Annotated in this window: 15 protein-coding genes; 12 read left to right on the forward strand and 3 right to left on the reverse strand. The window is 61.6% G+C overall.

From position 1 onward, the window contains the following. Nucleotides 1–250: 250 nt before the first annotated feature. The 4 genes from DXA43_RS07625 to DXA43_RS07645 all read left to right on the forward strand — a co-directional run bounded on the left by DXA43_RS07625 (nt 251) and on the right by DXA43_RS07645 (nt 6,303). Nucleotides 251–1,756, forward strand: a complete 1,506-nt coding sequence (locus DXA43_RS07625; RefSeq protein WP_117806749.1) for an FAD-dependent oxidoreductase — start codon at nt 251–253, stop codon at nt 1,754–1,756. A 133-nt stretch (nt 1,757–1,889) separates the two neighbouring features. Then, nucleotides 1,890–4,022: an FAD-dependent oxidoreductase gene (locus DXA43_RS10570; RefSeq protein WP_117806750.1), complete on the forward strand. Its 2,133-nt coding sequence runs from the start codon at nt 1,890–1,892 to the stop codon at nt 4,020–4,022. 17 nt (nt 4,023–4,039) lie between these two features. Then, nucleotides 4,040–5,116 (forward strand): NADH-ubiquinone oxidoreductase-F iron-sulfur binding region domain-containing protein, encoded by a 1,077-nt coding sequence (locus DXA43_RS07635; protein ID WP_117806751.1) that lies wholly within the window; start codon nt 4,040–4,042, stop codon nt 5,114–5,116. A gap of 194 nt (nt 5,117–5,310) precedes the next feature. Further along, complete coding sequence (locus DXA43_RS07645) at nt 5,311–6,303, forward strand: flavodoxin family protein (protein ID WP_117806753.1); 993 nt, start codon at nt 5,311–5,313, stop codon at nt 6,301–6,303. Nucleotides 6,304–6,325: 22 nt separating this feature from the next. On the opposite strand, the gene DXA43_RS07650 is transcribed toward DXA43_RS07645, so the two are convergent. Beyond that, a complete protein-coding gene (locus tag DXA43_RS07650; protein WP_117806754.1) occupies nt 6,326–7,639 on the reverse strand; it encodes a CdaR family transcriptional regulator in 1,314 nt (437 codons plus the stop codon). 501 nt (nt 7,640–8,140) lie between these two features. Here DXA43_RS07650 and bilR point away from each other — a divergent pair. The 7 genes from bilR to DXA43_RS07685 all read left to right on the forward strand — a co-directional run bounded on the left by bilR (nt 8,141) and on the right by DXA43_RS07685 (nt 16,951). Then, nucleotides 8,141–10,171: a bilirubin reductase, long form gene (gene bilR, locus DXA43_RS07655; RefSeq protein WP_233540044.1), complete on the forward strand. Its 2,031-nt coding sequence runs from the start codon at nt 8,141–8,143 to the stop codon at nt 10,169–10,171. 449 nt (nt 10,172–10,620) lie between these two features. Beyond that, on the forward strand, nt 10,621–11,016 hold the full coding sequence (locus DXA43_RS07660) for a helix-turn-helix domain-containing protein (protein WP_117806756.1): 396 nt from the start codon (nt 10,621–10,623) through the stop codon (nt 11,014–11,016). Nucleotides 11,017–11,303: 287 nt separating this feature from the next. Further along, nucleotides 11,304–14,186: a proton-conducting transporter membrane subunit gene (locus DXA43_RS07665; RefSeq protein ID WP_117806757.1), complete on the forward strand. Its 2,883-nt coding sequence runs from the start codon at nt 11,304–11,306 to the stop codon at nt 14,184–14,186. A gap of 12 nt (nt 14,187–14,198) precedes the next feature. Continuing rightward, nucleotides 14,199–14,792 (forward strand): NADH-quinone oxidoreductase subunit B family protein, encoded by a 594-nt coding sequence (locus tag DXA43_RS07670; protein ID WP_117806758.1) that lies wholly within the window; start codon nt 14,199–14,201, stop codon nt 14,790–14,792. Beyond that, nucleotides 14,792–15,508, forward strand: a complete 717-nt coding sequence (locus tag DXA43_RS07675) for an NADH-quinone oxidoreductase subunit C (RefSeq protein WP_117806759.1) — start codon at nt 14,792–14,794, stop codon at nt 15,506–15,508. Before DXA43_RS07670 ends, DXA43_RS07675 begins: the two co-directional genes overlap by 1 nt. A 5-nt stretch (nt 15,509–15,513) precedes the next feature. After that, nucleotides 15,514–16,602 (forward strand): nickel-dependent hydrogenase large subunit, encoded by a 1,089-nt coding sequence (locus DXA43_RS07680; RefSeq protein ID WP_117806760.1) that lies wholly within the window; start codon nt 15,514–15,516, stop codon nt 16,600–16,602. 7 nt (nt 16,603–16,609) lie between these two features. Then, nucleotides 16,610–16,951 (forward strand): 4Fe-4S dicluster domain-containing protein, encoded by a 342-nt coding sequence (locus DXA43_RS07685; protein ID WP_117637166.1) that lies wholly within the window; start codon nt 16,610–16,612, stop codon nt 16,949–16,951. A 590-nt stretch (nt 16,952–17,541) separates the two neighbouring features. Here DXA43_RS07685 and DXA43_RS07690 read toward each other — a convergent pair. Further along, on the reverse strand, nt 17,542–18,171 hold the full coding sequence (locus DXA43_RS07690; RefSeq protein ID WP_117806761.1) for a response regulator transcription factor: 630 nt from the start codon (nt 18,169–18,171) through the stop codon (nt 17,542–17,544). Then, nucleotides 18,168–19,358, reverse strand: a complete 1,191-nt coding sequence (locus tag DXA43_RS07695; RefSeq protein ID WP_158564963.1) for a sensor histidine kinase — start codon at nt 19,356–19,358, stop codon at nt 18,168–18,170. The genes DXA43_RS07690 and DXA43_RS07695 overlap by 4 nt, the downstream gene beginning before the upstream one ends. Nucleotides 19,359–19,509: 151 nt before the next feature. On the opposite strand from DXA43_RS07695, the gene DXA43_RS07700 reads away from it, so the two are divergent. Next, nucleotides 19,510–20,448 (forward strand): ABC transporter ATP-binding protein, encoded by a 939-nt coding sequence (locus DXA43_RS07700; protein ID WP_055251488.1) that lies wholly within the window; start codon nt 19,510–19,512, stop codon nt 20,446–20,448. Nucleotides 20,449–20,455: the final 7 nt, after the last annotated feature.

Here is a 20,455-nt window from a genome sequence, read left to right on the forward strand (position 1 = left end):
ACGGAGAGCATTTCCCAGTTGACAAAACTATAGGAACACCCCCCTGTACGTGTGGCGCCAGGGCCATGCGCTCGAAAGCGTTGCCCAAACGCATGGTTCATCCGCACAAAGCCCATGGCCGCTATGGGCAAACATCGGTGCGCCTGCACATGGTTTTGAGCCTGTTTTCGAGCGAAAGTATGGCTGTCGATACGCATGCAATTCGCATGAAACCCGGGCTCGTCCAAGAGCCCTATAAAGGAGGATTCGCATGAAACAGTTAGAGACCGACGTTGTCGTTGTCGCCGCGGGTCTGAGTGGCCTTGCCGCAGCGGTCGCTGCAGCCGAGGCGGGCGCTCGCGTCATTGCTCTGGAGAAGGCCCCCATTACCGGTGGCGCCGCCAACATGGGCATGGGACCTGCCGCCGCTGGCTCTCCGCTTCAGAAGGCCTCGATGATCGAGGTCACGCCTGGCGAGCTCTTCCGTCGCCATATGTTCTACACCCATTATCAGGTCGATGCCCGCCTGGTGCGCGACTACTACTTTAAGTCGGGCGATACCATCGCATGGCTGCAGGACATGGGCGTGGAGTTTAACTCCGTGCGCCCGGCGTTCCGCGCTCGCGAGCGCACGCGCGCCTACTCCGACGGCGAGTACACCTGGCATGTCGTGCAGCCCGAGGATGGCTCGGAGCCCGGTCCTCGCGCGGCGACCACGATGACCAAGCGCATGACCGAGCGTGCCCAGGACCTGGGTGTCGAGTTTATGTTTGAGTGCCCGGGCACCGGCCTTATCAAGGGCGAGGACGGCGCCATCTGCGGCGTGACCGCCAAGGACAAGGACGGCGAGGAGTACCAGATCTCGTGCAAGTCCGCGATCGTCGCCACGGGCGGTTTTGGCCACAACGCCGAGCTCATCAAGGAGAAGCTCGACTTTGAGTGGGGTACCGACCTGTTCTCGTTCGCCATTCCGGGCATGGACGGCGACGGCATCAACATGTGCCACGAGGTCGGCGGCGGCCACACCCCGGTGACCATGGAGCTCATGTACCAGATCCCCGACAACATGAACCACTTCTATGTCGAGGGTGCATTCCGTCAGCCGTGCTACTGGTGCAACCGCCTGGGCGAGCGCTTTATGCCAGAGGACGAGATCTTCAACACCACCTTTGTCGGCAACGCCATCAACCATCTTCCCGGCAAGGTCGCCTACGCCATCTTTGATTCCCGTATGCTCAAGCATTGGAAGAAGGACGGTCCGGATATCGTCAGCCACGTTCATCCGCACGACCTGTACGACGGCTTTGAGGAGCAGTGGAACCGCGACCTGGAGGCTGGCTATCCGGCGATCTGCCAGGCCGATACGCTGGAGGAGCTTGCCGAGAAGGCAGGTATCGATGTTGAGGGCCTGCTCGCCAACGTCGACGAGTACAACGAGATGTGCGACAACGGCTGGGACGACATCTTTGAGAAAGAGCGCGAGTTTATGAGGCCGCTCGAGAAGGGCCCCTTCTATTGCTGCAAGCAGTACTGTGGCGCCTACGGCACCCTGGGCGGCGTGCTTATCAACCACAAGATGGAGGTCATGACCGACGACTACGAGGTCATCCCTGGCCTGTACTGCGTTGGCACCGATGCCTGCACCATCTATGGCGACTCCTATAACTACTGCATTCCGGGTAACACCATGGGCTTCTGCCTTAACTCGGGTCGCATCGCCGGTGAAAACGCCGCCGCTGCCCTCTTTGAGGACACGGGCGACGAGGAGTGGTCGTAACACCGTAGCTATTCGCGCCTGCAGACGCCCACGCGTTGGGTGCGGGCGGGGATTTGCCCTACAAGCGAGGCGCCCGGGATCGCTTTGGTCCCGGGCGCCTTTCTGGACAAGAGCGACGTTTTGAGGGGAACGAATGAAGCTAACGATTAATGGATCCGAGGTCGAGGCACGCGAGGGGCAAAATGTCCTGGAAGCCGCGCTCGATGCCGGTATCTACATTCCACATCTGTGCAAACACCCCGATCTTGAGGCCGTCGGCGGATGCCGTCTGTGTATGGTCGAGATCGAAGGCCAAGACGAGCCGGTGTGTGCCTGCAAGACGCAGGTTGCCGAGGGAATGGTCGTCAACACGACAGACGAGCAGGCCGAGCGCGTGCGCAAGCTGGCAATGGAGCTTACCTTGGCCACGCATCCCGCCGATTGCACCGGCTGCCCCAAGTACGGCAAGTGCGAGCTGCAGTCTATGTATCAGTACCTGGGAGTTTCGCCTGCGCGCTGGCGCACCAAGAGCCGTCCGGTCGCCACGGACGAATCGAACCCGCTGATCACCCATATGTTCACCCGCTGCATTCGGTGCGGTCGCTGCGTGCGCGCGTGCCGCGAGCTGCGCGGCGCCGGCGTCTTGGACTACCGGCGCACCGAGGACGGCATTCGCATTGGTACGGACGGCAGCGTGAGTCTGCAAGAGGCCGGATGCCGTTTTTGCGGTGCCTGTATCGAAGTGTGTCCCACGGGCTCGATCGTCGACACGCTCAATATGTTCGATGAGAACAAGTCCTATGCCGACAACGTGGTCCCCTGTCGCTCGGGCTGTCCAGCCCACGTGGATATCCCACGCTACCTGCGTCACATCCGTAACGGCGAGTACACCCGAGCCGCCGCGGTGGTGCGCGAGAAGGTCCCGTTCCCCGAGAGTCTGGGCGACATTTGCGTCCATAGCTGCCAGGATGCCTGCAAGCGCAACGAGCTCAACGGCACGCCGGTTTCGGTTTGCCGTCTTAAGCGCGCCGCGGCCGTGCGCGATGCGGGCGACTGGAAGGCCAACGTGCGCCATGAGCCGCTGAGCGGCAAGAGCGTCGCCGTTGTGGGTGCCGGTCCCGCCGGCTTGACCGCCGCACTCTATTGCGCCGAGAAGGGCCACAAGGTCGTGGTGTTCGAGGCCAACGAGAAGGTCGGCGGCCAGATGCGCTACGGCATTCCGGCGTATCGCCTGCCTGATGCCACGGTCGATGCCGAGGTTGCGACGATTTTAGAGATTGCCCAGGGTGATGACGCCGAGCCGCGCATTGAGCTGCGCTGTGGCGAGCGAATCGCCGAGCCCCAGGCGCTTTTGGAGCAGAGCTTCGATGCCGTGCTGGTTGCGGTGGGCACGCATGACGGAACGGTGCTTCCCATGCCCGGCCACGACCTCGAAGGCGTGCTGCATAACACCGATTTTCTGAAGGCCGCCCGTATGGGCAGCGCCCCGGACCTGACGGGCAAGCGCGTCGTGGTGCTTGGCGGCGGCAACGTGGCGTACGACTGCGCCCGCACTGCCGTGCGTCTGGGTGCCGCCTCGGTCGATGTCGCCTGCCTTGAGGCCCAAGACGCGATGACCTCGACGCCCGAGGAGCGTGCCGAGGCCGCCGAGGAAGGCGTGGTCCTGCACGATGCCTATGCCTTTACCAGCATTAACGAGACCGAGGACGGTTCGGGCAAGGTCGGTTCCATGACGATCCACAAGATCGAGCGGTTCTACTTTGACGAGAACCACCGCGCCGTCACCGAACTGCTCGACGGCGGCGAGAAGACCATCGATGCCGACTGCGTGATCTTTGCCGTGGGTCAAAAGCCCGAGGGCACGGCCCAGATGGGCCTTGAGCTTACGCACGGCCCGTATATCGTGGCCGATACCGAAGGCAAGACGAGCGTTGAAGGCATCTGGTCGGCGGGCGACTGCGTGACGGGTACCAAATCGGTGATCGCGGCAATCGCTGCAGGTCGCACGTGCGCCTCGGCCATCGACCGCGCTTTGGGTGGCGATGGCAACATCGACGAGGAGCTGACCGAGCATGATGCTCCCGAGCAGTGGATTGGCCGCGTCTCCGAAGGCTTCTACGACGATGCCGTGCAGCCCGAGTTTGTCGATGCCCAGACGCGTAAGGATAACTTCGATACGTTTGAGTGCCCCTATACCGACCATGAGGCTACGTGCGAGGCGAGCCGCTGCTTGCAGTGCGATTTGCGCCTAACGATCAGTACGCCGCGCCTGTGGAACGAATACTAGGAAAGGAGCGATAACCCATGACGATCATCAACTTTATGCCTGCGCATAAGCAGGCCCCCGTCGCGCTCTGGCTCCTTAAGAAGGACGTGGCGGCCGTTGCGGAAAAAATTGCAGGGGCCGGTGCCCAGGCGGTTTTGGTGCCGGCAGGCGATGAGGTCTCTGCCGCGCTCGCGGATGCGTTGGGCGAGTCCTGCCGCGTGATCGAGTGCGACCCGAGCCTGGGCTTTGTCTATGCCAACGGTTCGGCCGCGGCCAAGATGCTCGACGGCGAAAAGCCTCTCCCATCTTGCTGCGAGGGCGATGGCGCCGACCGCTGCCTGAGCGGATCAGAGTTACTTGCCGCCGAAGGCAAGCGCTGGGTGTGGATTGACGGGGCCGAGGAGCCCGTTGAGGTCGACCGTGTCGTGAGTGCGGAATCCCTGGTTGCCGCGGCGGGCGCCGACGACGCTAAAGCGGTGGGGATTGGCTATCCCAGCGGTCTGCTGCTGAGGCCCGATGACACCTCAAAGATTGAGCTATGCAGCGACTACGTGCGCGTCTACACCGCCAAAAACTGCATGGCAAAGGCGCTTTTGGACATTTGCACGCTCTATCGTCACGAGAGCTGCGGACGCTGTGTCTTTGGCTACGAGGGCTCGCATCAGATTGCAACGATTCTTGCCGATATCTGCCGCAAGAAGGGCAAGCCGGGTGACTTGGCGCTCCTTCGCGACCTTTGCCCCGTGATGCAGGCGCAGTGCCTGTGCGAGCAGGGTCGCGTGCTGGCGCGCACGGTGCAGTCGTTCCTCGACCTGTTCGAGGGCGAGATTATGCAGCACACCACCAAGAAGGTCTGTGCCGCCGGGGAATGCCAGGCATTCTTGACCTTCCATATCTTGGCTTCCAAATGCCAGGCATGCAACAAGTGTGTCGATTCGGACGTTTGCGAGGAGGACGCGATTCTGGGAAGGCCGCGGTTCATCCACGTGATCGACCAAAAGGCTTGTACCCAGTGCGGTGCCTGCCTGGATATCTGCGACAACGGCGCGATCGTCACGGCTGGGGCCGTCAAGCCCAAGTGCCCGCCCAAACCCATTCCCTTTAAGCGCAAATAAGAGCGCCGACCCCTTCCGTTTTGTCCCTTGTAGGCATGCGGGAGGGGCCTTTGTTTATCTGCACGAGGTATTCCGCAAATACCGAGCGGGCCTTGGTTGCCTGGACGGTGCGCATGTTTTGCGTCTGCCGTACGCTTTTTGCGAAGTACACACGGGCAGAATCCGTGTCCAAAATGCTCTGGAGAGGAGCGACCATGTCGTTTAAAGTGATGGCGATTTGTGCCGGCAGGCACGGTGGCAACGGCGAGGCTTTGGCCAAAGAGGCCCTTTGCGCGGTGCGCGAGGCTGGCGGCGAGGTCGAGCTGATCAATTTGTTCGACTATAACATCTTGCCCTGCACCGGTTGCGAGGGCTGCACCATGCAGATGGGAAAGATGGGCGCCGGCCTGCAAAAGGAATATCACGGCTGCGTCCTTAAAAACAAAGACGATGTAGATGCGATTATTCGCGAACTGCAGACCTGCCAGGGCGTGATCTCCTCGGTCCCGACCTATGACCTTACGCCCAGCTCGGTTTACACCCGCTTTGCCCAGCGCTTCTTGGCATACGAGCTTTCGTTCTTGCTTGCCATCGGTGCCGTAAAGGAGAATCCGCATACCGTTGCCGGCCTTATTTCCGTTGGCGGCTCCATGCACGATTGGCAGTCCCTGGCACTGGAGAGCCTGCAGGCGACTATGTTTACCATGTCGATGACTGTCGTCGATCGCTATATGGCGCAGCGCGACGGTCGCCCGGGCAATGCGTTTGTGTGGGGAGACGACGTGGAATGGGGCGGGCAGATCGCCCGTGCGCACAAGATGGGCGAGAACATTGTCAAGGCCATCCGAACGCCGGTTGACGAGCGCTGCTGGCTGGGCGACCCGGATGACGGCGTGTGCCCCAACTGCCACAGCTCCCTGGTGTACCCTGGCGACAAGCATTGGGATGGGGTCGAGTTTCCCTGGGAGTGTGCGGTCTGCGGCGCGGGCGGCGATATCGTAACCGACGAGCGCACCGGTCGCCCCAAGCTCAAGATTGCCGAGAACGGCCTGATTCGCGACCGCAACGACGACCACGCGCGCGCCGAGCACCTCAACGAGATCAACAAGACCCGCGACGAGTTCTTCGCCCATATGGACGAAGTAAAGCCGCTCATGGAAAAGTACGCCAAGATGACGTTCCCCACGCTGGAGATTAAGCGCGACTAGTTTTGCCCAAGCCCCGCCCGGCCTACTTGCGGCAGTGCAGGTCGGCGCTGGTGCGGGGCTTAATCCTCGGCTCAAGAAAGCCAAGGTAGATTAGGGTACGAATCGAGAGGTGGAACAAAAAGAGGTCCTCTCCCGATGCCAAGTCGTTACCGGTGATTTCCTTTATGCGGTTAATGCGATAGAGCAGCGTGTTTTTGTGAAGCGACAAGATCGCGGCGGTGCGCGCCGTGTTACAGCTGTGCTGCATAAAGGCAAAGAGCGTCTCGACCAACTCGGAATCGTGCGACTGGTCATGCTTCCAAAGTGCCCAGATTGCCGGATGGCAGTAGTTTATAAGGTTGATGTGGTCGTTGCAGATGTCGAGCATTTCCATGTAGGTGTATTCGCAATAGCGATACACATGGGTGTCTTCGAGGATTTTGGTAAAGGTCGAGCCGTATCGAATGGCGGCGCGTGCCTGATTGAGGTGCGAACGCACATCGGTTGCCTGGGAAAACTCGTTGCTGATGCCAATGAACAAATTGTTCGTGGCAGCAACGCGGGCAAGGATCGCCTCATCGTTGGCGGGTAGCTGCGTGGAGGGCGGACGGCTTACCAGCGCCACGAGCTCACCTTCGTACATGGTGATAAGGCTATGGTGCAGTAGCGGCTGCAATTGTCCTCGGATGCTCTCCGCCTCGCGCGCCTCGAGCTGGGAATCTTTTTTGAGCAGGCATACAACGTAGAGGGCGGGAAGCGGCGCAAAGCCGACGAGCTGCATTTTGCGTGTGCAGGTGATGGGGTTGGGGATTTCGTCGTCCAGGAGGCGCGAGAGAAAATATGGCCCCTGTTGCGGGCCGCCCAACGAAAGAAAGCCGCCTTTTTGCAGTTCTTGCGCGAGCAGTCGGACAAAGAACTCAAAGACCTCGCGATCGCTATCGCCAAAGGCGTGATTGCGTTCAATCATCATCGCCCGGCCCAGACACGTGCCGTGCACCTTGATCGCATCGGTCATGGTGTTGAGGCGGAACATGTCGTTATAGCGTGTAAGCGGGCCTGTCGAGCGGGCAATCTCCTCGTCTAAGCCGCATTTGATGATGTATCGCACGGCTTCGTCCTGCAGCATGTCACCTTCGGAGAGCTCGGCGCGGGTGATGGCTGCAAAGGGGGAGTCGTCGTCATCGTCGAGCTCAAAGCCGCCGCGGGCGGCATAGCGGTACACGGGATCGACGACGAGCACCGGGTTGCCCATAACGGTAGAGGCCGTTTGCGTGAGGTTCTTGAGCCCCGCGTCGCTCAAGAGCGCCTCGAGCAGCGCTTGCTTTGCGGTAGACGTATCGGTGGTACTCGGTTGCATGGGTGTCCCTTCTGCCGCGTCTTCGCCGTAGTCGACGCGTGACCAAATTATTATCGCAGGCTGCGCAGTATTAGGTTGTTTAAAAAGGTGAGTGTGGCGGTCGTTTCCTCGAACGGGGACGGTGTCGTTGTTATTGGGGTTTGTCTCGATCTGTAACAGGTGGGTCCGGTTTTGGTCTGTAGTTGTTACAGATTGAGATGTTTCGGCAGGACGGTCTTCGTTTGTCTAAATCTGTAACACGAGGGACGGTTTTTACTGAGTAACTGTTACAGATCTAGATCTTTCGGCAGGCTAGATTGGTTTGTCTCAATCTGTAACAGTTGCTCGGCAAAATAGGGTCTTACTGTTACAGATCGAGACAAACCGACGGGCCGCCCCGCCCCATCCACCTGCCGCTACCTGCTGTCTGCCGATTTCCGTTGCGCCACTGTGCTCCCATGCCATATCCTCTAAACAACTACGCGGCAACATCGCCGCCGCGCCTACAAGAGAGGAATGTCCATGACCGCACCCGCATCCAAACTGCTCCAGCCCATTACGGTTGGCCCCCTTGAGCTTAAAAACCGCATTATGTTCCCGCCGCTGACCACCGGCTACGAGGAGCGCGACGGTTCCATTGGCGAGCGCAGCCTGGCTTTTTACGAGCGCCTGGCCCGTGGCGGCGTGAGCTACATCGTCATCGGCGACGTTGCTCCTGTTATGACCGCAAGCCCCACGCCCAAGTTAGCGACCGACGCCCAGATCCCCACGTTTAAGGCGCTGGCCGACGCCGTTCACAAGCACGGCGCCAAGGTCGCGCTGCAGCTGTTCCACCCCGAGTACGACGTGCCCGGCGTCGGCCGCATGGTCATGGGTTCCATGGCCGCCGCCAAGGCTGCGCAGGAGGCCAAGGCCGCCGGCGACGAGGAGACCTTTGCCGCCAAGATGGCCGAGTCCAACGAGATCCGCAAGCAGGCCTACGCCAAGCTGCACCACGACATGCAGCACTTTGTGAACGAGGCGAGCGTAGAGCAGCTCACCCAGATCAAGGAGGCCATCGCTGCCTCGGCCGCCCGCGCGCAGCAGGCCGGCATCGACGCCATCGAGGTTCACGGCGACCGTCTGGTGGGTTCGCTGTGCTCGGCCATCCTCAACCAGCGCACCGACGAGTACGGTGGCTCGTTCGAGAACCGCGTTCGCTATGCGCTCGAGGTTGTCGCCGCCATTAAGGAAGCCGCGCCGCAGCTGATGGTGGAGTACAAGCTCCCCGTGATCATGGAGAACCCCGACGGCACGCCGCGCGGCAAGGGCGGCCTGCAGCCCGATGAGGCCTGCGAGTTTGCCAAGCTGCTCGAGGGCGCCGGCATCGACATGATCCAGGTTGCACAGGCCAACCATACCGGCAACATGGGCGACACCATTCCGCCCATGGGCGCCATGCCCTACAACTGGACGCTGCCCGTGGCCGAGCGCGTCAAGGCCCTGGTCTCCGTGCCGGTGGCCACTGTCGGCCGTGTTGTTTCGGTCGAGGCCGGCGAGAAGATTCTGGAAGACGGTTCGGCCGATATCATCGCGTACGGCCGCTCGCTCATGTGCGACCCCGACATTGCGCTGAAGGCCGCCACGGGTGAGCCCATTCGCGAGTGCCTCAATTGCAACAAGGGCTGCGTCGACGCGATTCAAAACCGCAAGTACATCTCGTGCGTGCTCAATGCCGAGAACGGCGACGAGGCGACCATCGCCATCAAGCCGGGCGAGGGCGACAAGAAGGTCGCCGTGGTGGGCGGCGGTATTGCCGGCTTGGAGGCCGCGCGCGTGGCGGCCAAGCGCGGCTACGACGTGACCGTCTATGAGGCGAGCGATCACTTGGGCGGCCAGATTGTGCTGGCAGCCGCGCCTCCGCGCAAGGACGAGATCATGCGCTCGGTCGAGTACTACGAGAAGATTCTGCCCGGCCTGGGCGTGAAGGTCGAGCTCAACCATGCCGCTACGGCCGAGGATCTCAACGCCGCCGACGCCGCGATTGTGGCCGTGGGCGCACACGACGTGGTCATCCCCGTTCCGGGTGCCGACTCGGACAAGGTCGTCTCGAGCTGGGACGTGCTGGCCGGCAAGGTGGAGCTCAGCGGGCGCGTCGCCGTCATTGGCGGTGGCCTGGTGGGCACCGAGACTGCCGAGTACCTGCTGCAGCACGGCTGCGAGGTGGCGATCGTCGAGATGCTCGACAAGATTGCCGCGGGCGAGTCCGAGACCATTCTGCCGCTGATCATGAGCGACTTCGCCGCCCACAACGTGGAACAGCACGTTAAGACCCGCCTGACCGCCGTTACCGACGAGGGCGTGGAGGCCGTGCACACCACCGAGGACGGCCCCGAGGAGCCGGTGAAGATCGCCTGCGATTACGTGGTGATGGCCGTGGGCTCCAAGGCCAACGCGTTTGACCTGGATGGCGTGACGGTGCCCGTGACCTGCGTGGGCGACTGCTCGGGCGAGCGCACCGCCGACATTGCGAGCGCCATTCGCACGGCGTATCACGCGGCCAACGAGCTGTAGTTGAACATCGCGGCCAGGCGGGGCGGTAGCACGGATCCGCCTCGCCCGGCTGTGTCCCGTCGGGTGTCAACCGGTGCGGGGCCTGCAAGCGCAGCAGGCCCCGCCCTTTTTGTTTTGCTTCGGTGGATGGCAATGCGCGGTAATCATGAGGAGTAAGGACGTCTACTGCCTTGCCGATTACTCAAAATTATTGGGGGAGGGGTTAATAACTATATCCTCTATGCCAAAGGACATAAAGAGGTGTCAATTTTGTTGACAGGCGAATGACGATTGGCTGCGAGTCAGCTACCAGCGTAAATAATCGATAAAGAAATGTCGTAAATTGGTGCCAAATGCCCAGATAACGCCGCGTCTATTTTAATTAACTGCTTTGAGCAAACAGTAAAATGCTACTATCTAACTTGCACGTAAGAAAGCAGATTAACGGTTAAGGCTAAGAAGTGGCAGGTATGTCGGAAGCAACTAGGACTCGCACGCATGCGCCCGAGGTTAGGCAGCGCGCCGTCGAGATCCTCCAAGAGGGGGTCGGTCATCGCGTCCTCGCCGCGGAGCTTGGCATTCCCCAGGCCACGGCTCGTCAGTGGGCCCGCGCGTATGCCGTAGGCGGTGCCGACGCCGTTCTCAACGCCGGTTCGCATCATCACACCTATTCGTACGAAGTTAAGCTCGCCGTGGTCAAGGACCGCTTGGAAAACGGCTTAACGGTTCGCGAGGCCATGATCAAGCACAAGATTCCCAGCGAGTCTTCGGTCAAGGCTTGGTGCCGCCAGTATCGCGAGAGCGGTGAGTCCGCGCTGGTTGATAAGCCGCGCGGTCGCAAGCCGCGCGTTAAAAAGGCGGAATAGCGAACGGGATGGTGCGCCCACAGGGGCGCATTTTTCTTGCCGCGCCAACTTTTTGGACCGTCGTGAGCCTACTGGAACATCCTCCAAAGTGGTTAATAAACCGCGCGCAGTGGCCCGTGCGCCCGCCGCCGCGATAGGGGGAGCGTCGCCTCTCTGCTCCAAAGCGGACAGACTCGTTACCCCGTACGCCTAAAACTCCCCAGTTGACCGAAAACCCGCCGCCGCTACTCCTCAACTGAGCTATAACGTTAAACAATTGCAGCGTTTTTGCATGGGGGAGTGATGGTATGACGCTACTGTATTTCCTTACCCTGTTTCCGCTGGTACCGGCGCTGGGCATGCTGCTCGCGCGCGGTGACCGCGCCCGCGATGCGGTAGGGCTTGTAGGCTCTGGCATCATTATGGCGGTGACGGTTGTAGTCGCCGTCATGTTTTTTGGCACGGGCCCGCAGAGCTTCGAGGTTGCCCCCGGCACCTCGCATGTGCTCTCGATCATCAGCTCCGTCATCGACGTGATCCTGTGCGCCGTCATCCTGTACAACGCGCGTAAATATAAGAGCACGCTCACCACGGTGCTCGGCGTGGTGCAGCTGGTGGGTTCGGTTGCCTTCGCTGCCATGACGCTGCCCGCGGCCGAGGTTGTCACCGCCACGCCGCTCTACCTGGATTACATGAGTGTGATCATGGTGCTTGCCGTCGGCATTGTCGGCAGCCTTATCTGCGTGTACGCCCTGGGCTACATGAAGGACTTCCAGGCCCACGACGAGCACGAGGCAGCGCTGCGCGGGCAGGCGGCGCCCGACCGACGCCCGCAGTTCCTGGCGCTTATGTTCCTGTTCCTCTCGGCCATGTTCGTCATCGTGACAAGCGACAACCTTGAGTGGCTGTTCTGTGGCTGGGAAATCACCACCGTGTGCTCGTTCCTCATGATTGGCTACACGCGCACGCCCGAGGCCATAAAAAACGCTTTCACCCAGATCATCCTCAACATGCTGGGCGGCATCGCGTTTTTGGCCGGACTCATGTACCTGCACGTTAACGGCATGCCGCTGACCATCTCGGGCATGATCGAGCTTTCCAGCGCCGGAACCGCGCAATCCGCGCTGCTGGTGATGCCGGTCCTGTTGCTGTCGCTTGCCGCGCTCACCAAGGCCGCACAGATGCCGTTCCACACTTGGCTATTGGGTGCCATGGTTGCCCCCACGCCCACGAGTGCCCTGCTGCACTCGTCAACCATGGTCAAAGCCGGCGTGTTCCTGATGGTCAAGCTCAGCCCGCTCTATGCCATCTATCCCGTGACCGGCTTTATGGTCACGAGCGTGGGTGCCATCACGTTTTTGCTCGCTGCCCTCATGGCCATCTCGCAGAGCAACGCCAAACGCGTCCTCGCGTACTCCACCATTTCCAACTTGGGCCTCATCAGTGCTTGCTTGGGTGTCGGCGCGCCCGAGGCCGTATGGGCCGCCATCTTCCTGATCCTGTTCCACACGGTGGCCAAGTCGCTGCTGTTCCTGTGCGTGGGCACGGCCGAGCATCATATCGGCAGCCGCAATATCGAGGACATGGACGGTATGTTCAGCCGCATGCCGCACCTGACGCGCCTGATGATGCTGGGCATTATGGGCATGTTCGTGGCACCGTTTGGCATGCTCGTGTCCAAGTGGGGCGCCCTGGTGGCGTTTGCCCAGACCGGCAACGTGCTCATGATCATGGTGCTTGCCTTTGGCTCGGCCGCGACGTTCTTCTTCTGGGGCAAGTGGCTTGCCAAGCTTTCGGGCGTCGACCCCACGGCTCAAAACGTTGAGGTCAATGTCCATAAGACCGAATGGATGGCCCTCAACACCATCGCCGCGCTGCTGATTCTTTGCTGCGTGGCGTTCCCGCTCATCTCGAGCGGCCTGGTGTCGCCTTACTTGGCCATGGTGTTTGGCCGCGTGCCGTACGTTATTGGCAAGGACTCCATGTATCTGATGGTGGTTATCGTGGCGTTTATCGCCGTGGTGCTGCTGACTTCATTCCGCGTGAGCAACAAACCGCACGTCAACGTGTACCTTTCGGGTGTGGGGACCGACAAATATCGCCATTTCCGTGGCTCGATGGGACACGAGGTGAAGGCCGAAAAGCGCAATTGGTACTCGGAGGACGCCCTTGGCGAGAAGCGTATTGGCCCCGCGGGTAGCGTCGTGTGTTGCAGCATTATCTTGTTTGCGCTGCTGTGTTGCGCGTGGATTGGGCCCGAGCGGCTTGCCATGAGCGCGCCCTCGGTGCTGCGCGGCAAGTATTTCGAAGGCTCGGGCGTCGTGGGCATTTTTATTGGCACCGTGGCGTTTGCTTTGCTGGCGCCGCTTGTGGGCGGCCTGATCGACGGCCTTGACCGTAAGCTTTCGGCTCGCATGCAGGGCCGCGTGGGTCCGCGTCTGCTGCAGCCCTTCTACGACGTTGCCAAACTGCTGCGCAAGGCCCCTGCCAGCGTAAACACCATGGACGATACCTATATGGCATGTGCGCTCATCTTTACCGTGGTAGGCGGCGGCATCTTTGTGTCGGGTTCCAACACGCTGCTGTGCGCTTTTATGGTGACGCTCGCCGCGATCTTTGTGGTGCTGGCGTCCGCCTCGACGCAAAGCCCGTTTGCGCAGGTCGGCGCCGATCGCGAGCTGCTGCAGGTTATGAGCTACGAGCCCGCCGTTCTGCTGATGAGCGTGGGCCTGTACCTTGCCACCGACAGCTTCGATTCCATTGCCGTGACGGGGCAGTCAGCCCCCATCATCGTGTACAGCGCGCCCATTTTCCTTGCGCTGCTCGCGGTGCTTACCATCAAGCTACGCAAGTCGCCGTTCGACCTTTCGTACTCGCATCACGCGCATCAGGAGATTGTCCAGGGCGTCGCCACCGAGATGAGCGGCAGCACGCTGGCCAAGATGACCCTTATGCACTGGTGCGAGACCGTGCTGTTTTTGATGTGGGTGGGCATGTTCTTTGTCTGGGACAACCCGGTGAGCTGGGCCGTAGCCCTGGTCGTGATGGCCGCGACGTATTTTGTCGAGGTACTGATCGATAACACCTTCGCCCGTAGCACCTGGCGCAGCTGCTTTAAGCTCGGCTGGGGCGTGGCGCTGGTGTTTGGCCTGCTCAACCTTATGCCCATCCTCGTCGACGTGTTTATTTAGGAGGCGGCATCCATGGATCATAAAATGTCGCGCTCACCGTGGGTTATTCACTACGACGGCTCGAGCTGCAACGGATGCGATATCGAGGTGCTGGCCTCGCTTACCCCACTGTTCGATGCGGAGCGCTTTGGCGTGGTCAACACCGGCAACCCCAAACATGCGGACATCTTTTTGGTGACGGGCTCGGTCAATGCCCAGAACCTGCCCGTCGTGCGTCAGATTTACAACCAGATGCTCGAGCCCAAGTGCGTGGTGGCGTGCGGCATCTGCGCGTGCTCGGGCGGCGTGTTCCGCGATGCCTACAACGTGATCGGCGGCGTGGACCGCGCGATTCCCGTGGACGTGTACGCGCCCGGGTGCGCCATTCGCCCCGAGACGGTGATCGATGCCATCGTGGAGGCGTGCGGCATCTTGGACCAGAAGGAGGCCGTGATGCGCGCCGGCGGCGATCCGCTCACCGTGGGCGGCGCCGCCACCTGGGACGGTGGCGTTGAGCTGGGCGAGGACGGGTTTGTGGCCGCGGCTGAGGCCGGCGACGCGCCCGCCGCTGGCGACGCACCTGCTGGGACGCCCGCCGCGTCCGTCGCTGCAAAGGAGGCCGAGTAATGCAAGAGGCAATCTATACCATCGTTGGGATCGACGAGCTCCTGTCGCATGTCCAGGCGCTTAAGGGCGTCGGTGCGCGCTTTGTGCAAATGCACGCCGAGCGTAACGTCGACGACGGCTCGTATCGCTTGGTCTATACGTTTATCAACGTTCGTGCTGCTCAGGAGCATATTGCGCAGGGCGGCAGCTATGCGATCGAGAACCTGGTGGTCGAAGGCATCGACCAGTACCAGGAGATTCCGTCCATCAGCTCGTATTATCCGGCGGTATTCCCGTTTGAAAACGAAGCGCACGATCTGTTTGGTCTTGCCATCACCGATATGCAGATCGACTTTAAGGGCTTTTTCTACCAGGTCTCGACCGCTGAACCCATGAGCGTTATCACGCCCGAGGTGAAGGCCGCGCGCGAGAAGGCCATGAAGGTCCGCGCGGCTGCCGAGGTCAAGGCGCGCAAGGCCGCTGCCGAGAAGGCCGCCGCGGCTGCGGCTGCTGCAGGGGAGGGCGTTGCGGGCGCCGGCGATGCCGCGGGCGCCGCTGCTCAGCCCGCTGCGGCTGCCGGCTCCGATGCTCAGCACGATGGGGCTGCTGCGAAGGCGGCGCTCAAGGCCGCCGAGATGGAGGCAAAGCTCGCCGCCATGGATCCCGAGAAAGCGGCCAAGGTCCGCGCGGCGCTTGCCGCCAAGGCCGCCCGCGACAAGCAGAAAAAGGAGGCGTAAGGTCCATGGCACATCGCTCCGTTATTCCGTTTGGCCCGCAGCACCCGGTGCTGCCCGAGCCGCTTCATCTGGACCTGGTGATCGAAGACGACCGCGTCATCGAGGCAATTCCGCAGATCGGCTTTGTGCACCGCGGGCTCGAGAAGCTCACCGAAAAGCGCGATATGCATCAGTTTGGCTACATCGCCGAGCGCATCTGCGGCATTTGCGCCGTGGGCCACAGCTGCGGCTATGCCAGCGCCTGCGAACGCATGCTCGACATCGAGGTGCCCGGCCGCGTGCAGTATATTCGCACCATTCTGCACGAGCTTTCGCGCATTCACTCGCATTTGCTGTGGCTGGGCCTGCTTGCCGACGCCTTTGGCTTTGAGGCGCTGTTCTATCGTTCGTGGACCCTGCGCGAGCAGATTCTCAAGATCTTTGAGAGCACTTGCGGCGGGCGCGTGATTCTGTCGATTAACGAGATCGGCGGCCTTAAGCATGATATCGAGGACTCCGAGCTGGCAGGCATTGTCCAGACGCTCGATGCCATGCGTCCTGACTACGAGGCTCTGGTGCATACGTTTTTGGACGATGACAGCTGCGGCGAGCGCCTGCATGGCGTGGGCGTGATTAGCAAGAAAGACGCGCTGGAGCTTTCGATGGTCGGTCCGTTTGGGCGCGCCTCGGGCGTGGACTACGACGTGCGCATGTTTGGCGACGGTGCCTATGCGGACCTGGCTGCGTTTGATCCGGTTGTCGCTACCGATGGCGACTGCTATGCCCGCTGCCAGGTGCGTTGCGCCGAGGTCACGCAGGCCATGGACATCATCAAGGAGCTTGTGGGCAAGATTCCGCACGACGGGATCGGCGGGCGCACCAAGCTTACGCCGGCCGACGGCGCACGCGGCGAGGTTGTGATTGAGCAACCGCGCGGCGAGGCGTATTACTATGTGCGCGGCAACGGCACCAAGAACCTGGACCGTTTCCGCGTGCGCACGCCGACGTCGCAAAATCTGGCGGGTCTGACGCATGCGCTGCAGGGCGTGCTCATTGCCAACGTGCCCATGATTATCCTGACCATCGACCCCTGCATTAGCTGCACGGAAAGGTAGGCGCGGCATGAGTTTGCTGACATTTGCCAAGACGGCCTTGGGTTCTATGGTCAAGCAGCCGGTAACGGTGTGCTATCCGCAGGAGGGGCTGACGGCACCCGAGCGCTTGCGCGGGCATATCGTCAATGACATGGATGTGTGCATCTGCTGCGGCATGTGCGCTCGGCGTTGTCCGGCGGGCGCGCTCGCGGTCGATCGCAAGGGCGGTACCTGGTCGATTGACCCGTACGCCTGCGTGGTGTGCGGCGAGTGCATCGAAAGCTGCCCCAAGCACTGCCTGACTATGGACACCGCCCGTACTCCGGTTGCGGCGGACAAGACCCCCACGGTAGAAACCAAGCCGGAGTAGCGCTGGAATGGGGCTGGTATAGCGCTGGAATAGGGGCCGGCGGGGCAAAAATGCCCCGCCGGCCCCGCGCGTGAACGCGTGTGCGGGCCGCCACGCGACCCGTCCAGCCCGAAAATGACCCGTCTGCCACGAAATGGGCCCATCTACTACGTTTAAGCCGCTACCCTCAACCATGGCAAGTAATGCGAAATAAAAACCGCAGGTAGAACGCCTGCGATTTTTCATGAAAAGCGGGTATGGTCGGGGATATTGAGTCAAACGTAGTAGATGGGCCGATTTCGTGGCGGGCGCTGTCAGCCGATCTCCGCGGGCGGAAGAAAACGGATCATTTTTGTTCCGCGAGGCCTGGGATGGTATCCGTGCGGGACTATCCGAACAAAACTATGTCGGTTTACTACGATGAATTCGACATTCCCGACCATGACTGCATTTTTCTAAATATTGCAGGCGTTCTACCTGCGGTTTTGCAAGCGCGCAATTTGCCGTGGTCGAAGGCGGGCGATTCATCGTAGTAAACCGGCATAGTTTTGAAATGGTATTAAATCGGTAGCAGCCATTTTGCTATGCCGGGGCGGTTGGCCGTTGGGTAATTACCCTCGCAGGTAGGCGATGGCGATTTGGGTGCGGTTGCGCAGACCCATTTTGGCAAGGATCGAGCTGATGTGGTTGCGCACCGTGCCTTCGCCCATATAGGCGGTGGCGGCGATTTCCTTGTTATCGAGACCGCGGGCGATGAGCTCGGCGACTTCGAACTCGCGGTCGGTCAGACCGGCAAAGGCCGCGGGCCGGTGGGGCGCGCCCGTCTTGTTGCCCATCCCGTCAAAGTCAACATCTTCGATCGCCTTACCCTCGAGCACGCGTTTGCCGCTCATGACCTGCGCCAACGCCGGAGGAATGGCGGCGACATCGGTTTTAATCAGGTAGCCGCGGGCGCCCAGTTTGAGCGCCGACACAATGTACTCGTCATCCGAGAATGTCGTCAGGAACACCACGAGCGCCGCAGGATCGCGCTCGAGGATCTCGCGCGCCGCCGATAGGCCGTCTCGTCCCGGCATCTGAATGTCGAGCAGCGCGATGTCGGGCGAGTGCTCAGCGTAGAGCGCCACTGCGTCGTTGCCGTTGGCACCGGTGCCCACCACCTCGATCTGCGGCTGGGCGCCCAGGATAATCTTGAGCGAATCGACCACTAGGCGGTCGTCGTCGACAACGATGAGCCTCATCGGCCATCATCTCCTTGCTGTTTGGGAACGGTGGCAAACACGCGCCAGCCGCCGGCGCCGGCACGCGGGCCGGCGGTGAAGGTGCCGCCAAGCGCCTCGATGCGCTCGCGCATAGAGGCGAGCCCCATGCCCTCCGCGGTGCCGTGGCCGCTTGCTTGAACCCCGCCCGCGCCATCGTCGGTAACGATGAGCTGGTAAAACGACGGATGCTCCATGCAACGTACAGTGACAGCATGGGCGCAAGCGTGGCGCATGGTGTTGGAGAGCGCCTCGCGCAGGACCGCCGCAAAGCAGTTCGCAACGTTTGCGGGCGCATGTTCGGTCATAACTTCAAGCTCAATCCGCGGACCGCCGTCCGAGCGCGCGCCTTCAACAATGCGTTCGAGCTGCACGGAAAGGTCGACGGCGTTGTCGTTGAGCGCGTGGACGCTGGCGCGCACGAGCTGGAGCGCCTCGTCAACGGTGTATTTGACGTCGGCGAAATCGGCGGCAACGCCGGGCTCGTTGGCATGGACCACGCGCAGGGCTTCGGTTTGAAGCGAAGCGCGCGTGAGCTGGTGGCCCACGTTATCGTGGATCTCGCGCGCGATGCGGGCGCGTTCGGCGAGCGTCGCGAGCTCGACTTCGTAGTCCTGGCGGTCGGCGAGGTCGCGGTTGCGTGCCTCGAGTGCCAGGGCGCGTTCTTGCAGCTTGTCGCGGGTGCGACGCATGCGTTCCTGTTCGCGCTCCAGCTGCGCGGTGCGCAGCGACAGCAACGTGGCGGCGACCGAAAGGATGGCGGTTAGCAACAGCGTTCGGGTGGTGAGCGCGCCGCAGCGAAGGTCCGTGGCAAGTGCGCAGGCAAACACGGAGCCAATTGCCAGCGCGGGCCAGATGCGTTCACGGCGCACGCGTCGCGCGATGTCATAGAGGGCGAGAGGTGCGAACGGCACAAACGGCGGCACGAAGACAGCCGCGATGACGTAGGCGTAGCTGCCGGCCTCGCTGGCGCGACGGGCGCGTTCTTCCTGCGCGACCTCGGCCAGCGCGGCGATGACAACGCCAAGGCAAAACGCCGCGACCAGGCGAGCATCCACAGCAAGGCCCGTGGCGGCTGCGATGCAGCACGCCAGCACGATCGATTTGTCGAATAGCCTGTTCATACGGGTATTGTACGCGATGCCGCGCACGGGGGAGGCGCCACTCAAAGCAACCGTGACATTCCTCCCACGCGGCGGGGCGGTCGCGTCAGCAGGCTACGCGACCGCCCCGCACTCGTGACAAAGCTCACTGGTGCGCGCCGTCAGCTCCTGCGATGATGCAATCGTACCGGGCCGCAAGCAACAGAAGGGCCGCCTCATGACAGACATCGTCCACGTCGAAAACCTCGTTAAGCGCTACGACGACCTTATTGCGCTCGACCACTTTAACCTGAGTATCGCCCCCGGCGAGATCTTTGGCCTGCTGGGCCCCAACGGCTCGGGCAAGACCACGTCCATCAACTGCATCCTGCAGCTGCTCGCCTACGACAAAGGCACCATCGAGCTGTTCGGCGAGCGCATGACGCCCGCCCGCTACGACCTCAAGCGCCGCATCGGTGTGGTGCCGCAGCAGGTGGCGGTGTTCGACGAGCTCACCGTGCGCGAGAACATCGACTATTTCTGCAGTCTCTACGTCAACGACCGCAAGCGCCGCCGCGCGCTGGTGGACGAGGCGATCGACTTTGTCGGCCTGGGCGACTTTACCAAGTTCCGCCCCGGCAAGCTCTCGGGCGGCCTGGCGCGTCGTCTCAACATTGCCTGCGGTATCGCGCACAAGCCCGAGCTCATCTTTTTTGACGAACCCACGGTGGCGGTCGACCCGCAAAGCCGCAACGCCATCCTGGAGGGCATCTGCCGCCTGCGCGACGAGGGCGCCACGGTGGTGTATACCAGCCATTACATGGAGGAAGTCGAGCAGATCTGCAGCCGCATCATGATCATGGACGGTGGGCGCGTGCTGGCGCAGGGCACTAACGACGAGCTCAAGCGCATGATTCAGATGGGCGAGAAGATTGTAATCGAGGTCGGCGAGGTTCCGAGTGCGGCGCTCGGTGCCGTCGCAAGCCTGCCGCACGTTCTGGACCTTTCGGCAACGGCGGGACAGCTCACGTTTTCGTGCGAAGCGAGCCCGCACAACCTGACGGACATTCTCGATGCGCTGCGCTCGCATGACGTGCCACTCGGCCGCATCTATTCCGAACCGCCGACCCTCAACGACGTGTTCCTCGAGATCACCGGCCGCGAGCTGCGCGACTAGGGGGCGG

Origin of the sequence: Collinsella sp. OF02-10, from assembly GCF_003463445.1 — a bacterium.
In the GTDB taxonomy this organism is placed as follows: Bacteria; Actinomycetota; Coriobacteriia; order Coriobacteriales; family Coriobacteriaceae; genus Collinsella.

Bases quoted from the DNA above. Each gene is read 5' to 3' on its own strand.
- DXA43_RS07645 (WP_117806753.1), top strand. From the start codon at position 5,311: ATGTCGTTTAAAGTGATGGCGATTTGTGCCGGCAGGCACGGTGGCAAC.
- DXA43_RS07635 (WP_117806751.1), top strand. From the start codon at position 4,040: ATGACGATCATCAACTTTATGCCTGCGCATAAGCAGGCCCCCGTCGCG.
- DXA43_RS07675 (WP_117806759.1), top strand. From the start codon at position 14,792: ATGCAAGAGGCAATCTATACCATCGTTGGGATCGACGAGCTCCTGTCG.
- DXA43_RS07690 (WP_117806761.1), bottom strand. From the start codon at position 18,171: ATGAGGCTCATCGTTGTCGACGACGACCGCCTAGTGGTCGATTCGCTC.
- DXA43_RS07685 (WP_117637166.1), top strand. From the start codon at position 16,610: ATGAGTTTGCTGACATTTGCCAAGACGGCCTTGGGTTCTATGGTCAAG.
- DXA43_RS07665 (WP_117806757.1), top strand. From the start codon at position 11,304: ATGACGCTACTGTATTTCCTTACCCTGTTTCCGCTGGTACCGGCGCTG.
- DXA43_RS07680 (WP_117806760.1), top strand. From the start codon at position 15,514: ATGGCACATCGCTCCGTTATTCCGTTTGGCCCGCAGCACCCGGTGCTG.
- DXA43_RS07650 (WP_117806754.1), bottom strand. From the start codon at position 7,639: ATGCAACCGAGTACCACCGATACGTCTACCGCAAAGCAAGCGCTGCTC.
- bilR (WP_233540044.1), top strand. From the start codon at position 8,141: ATGACCGCACCCGCATCCAAACTGCTCCAGCCCATTACGGTTGGCCCC.
- DXA43_RS07660 (WP_117806756.1), top strand. From the start codon at position 10,621: ATGTCGGAAGCAACTAGGACTCGCACGCATGCGCCCGAGGTTAGGCAG.
- DXA43_RS07625 (WP_117806749.1), top strand. From the start codon at position 251: ATGAAACAGTTAGAGACCGACGTTGTCGTTGTCGCCGCGGGTCTGAGT.
- DXA43_RS10570 (WP_117806750.1), top strand. From the start codon at position 1,890: ATGAAGCTAACGATTAATGGATCCGAGGTCGAGGCACGCGAGGGGCAA.
- DXA43_RS07670 (WP_117806758.1), top strand. From the start codon at position 14,199: ATGGATCATAAAATGTCGCGCTCACCGTGGGTTATTCACTACGACGGC.
- DXA43_RS07700 (WP_055251488.1), top strand. From the start codon at position 19,510: ATGACAGACATCGTCCACGTCGAAAACCTCGTTAAGCGCTACGACGAC.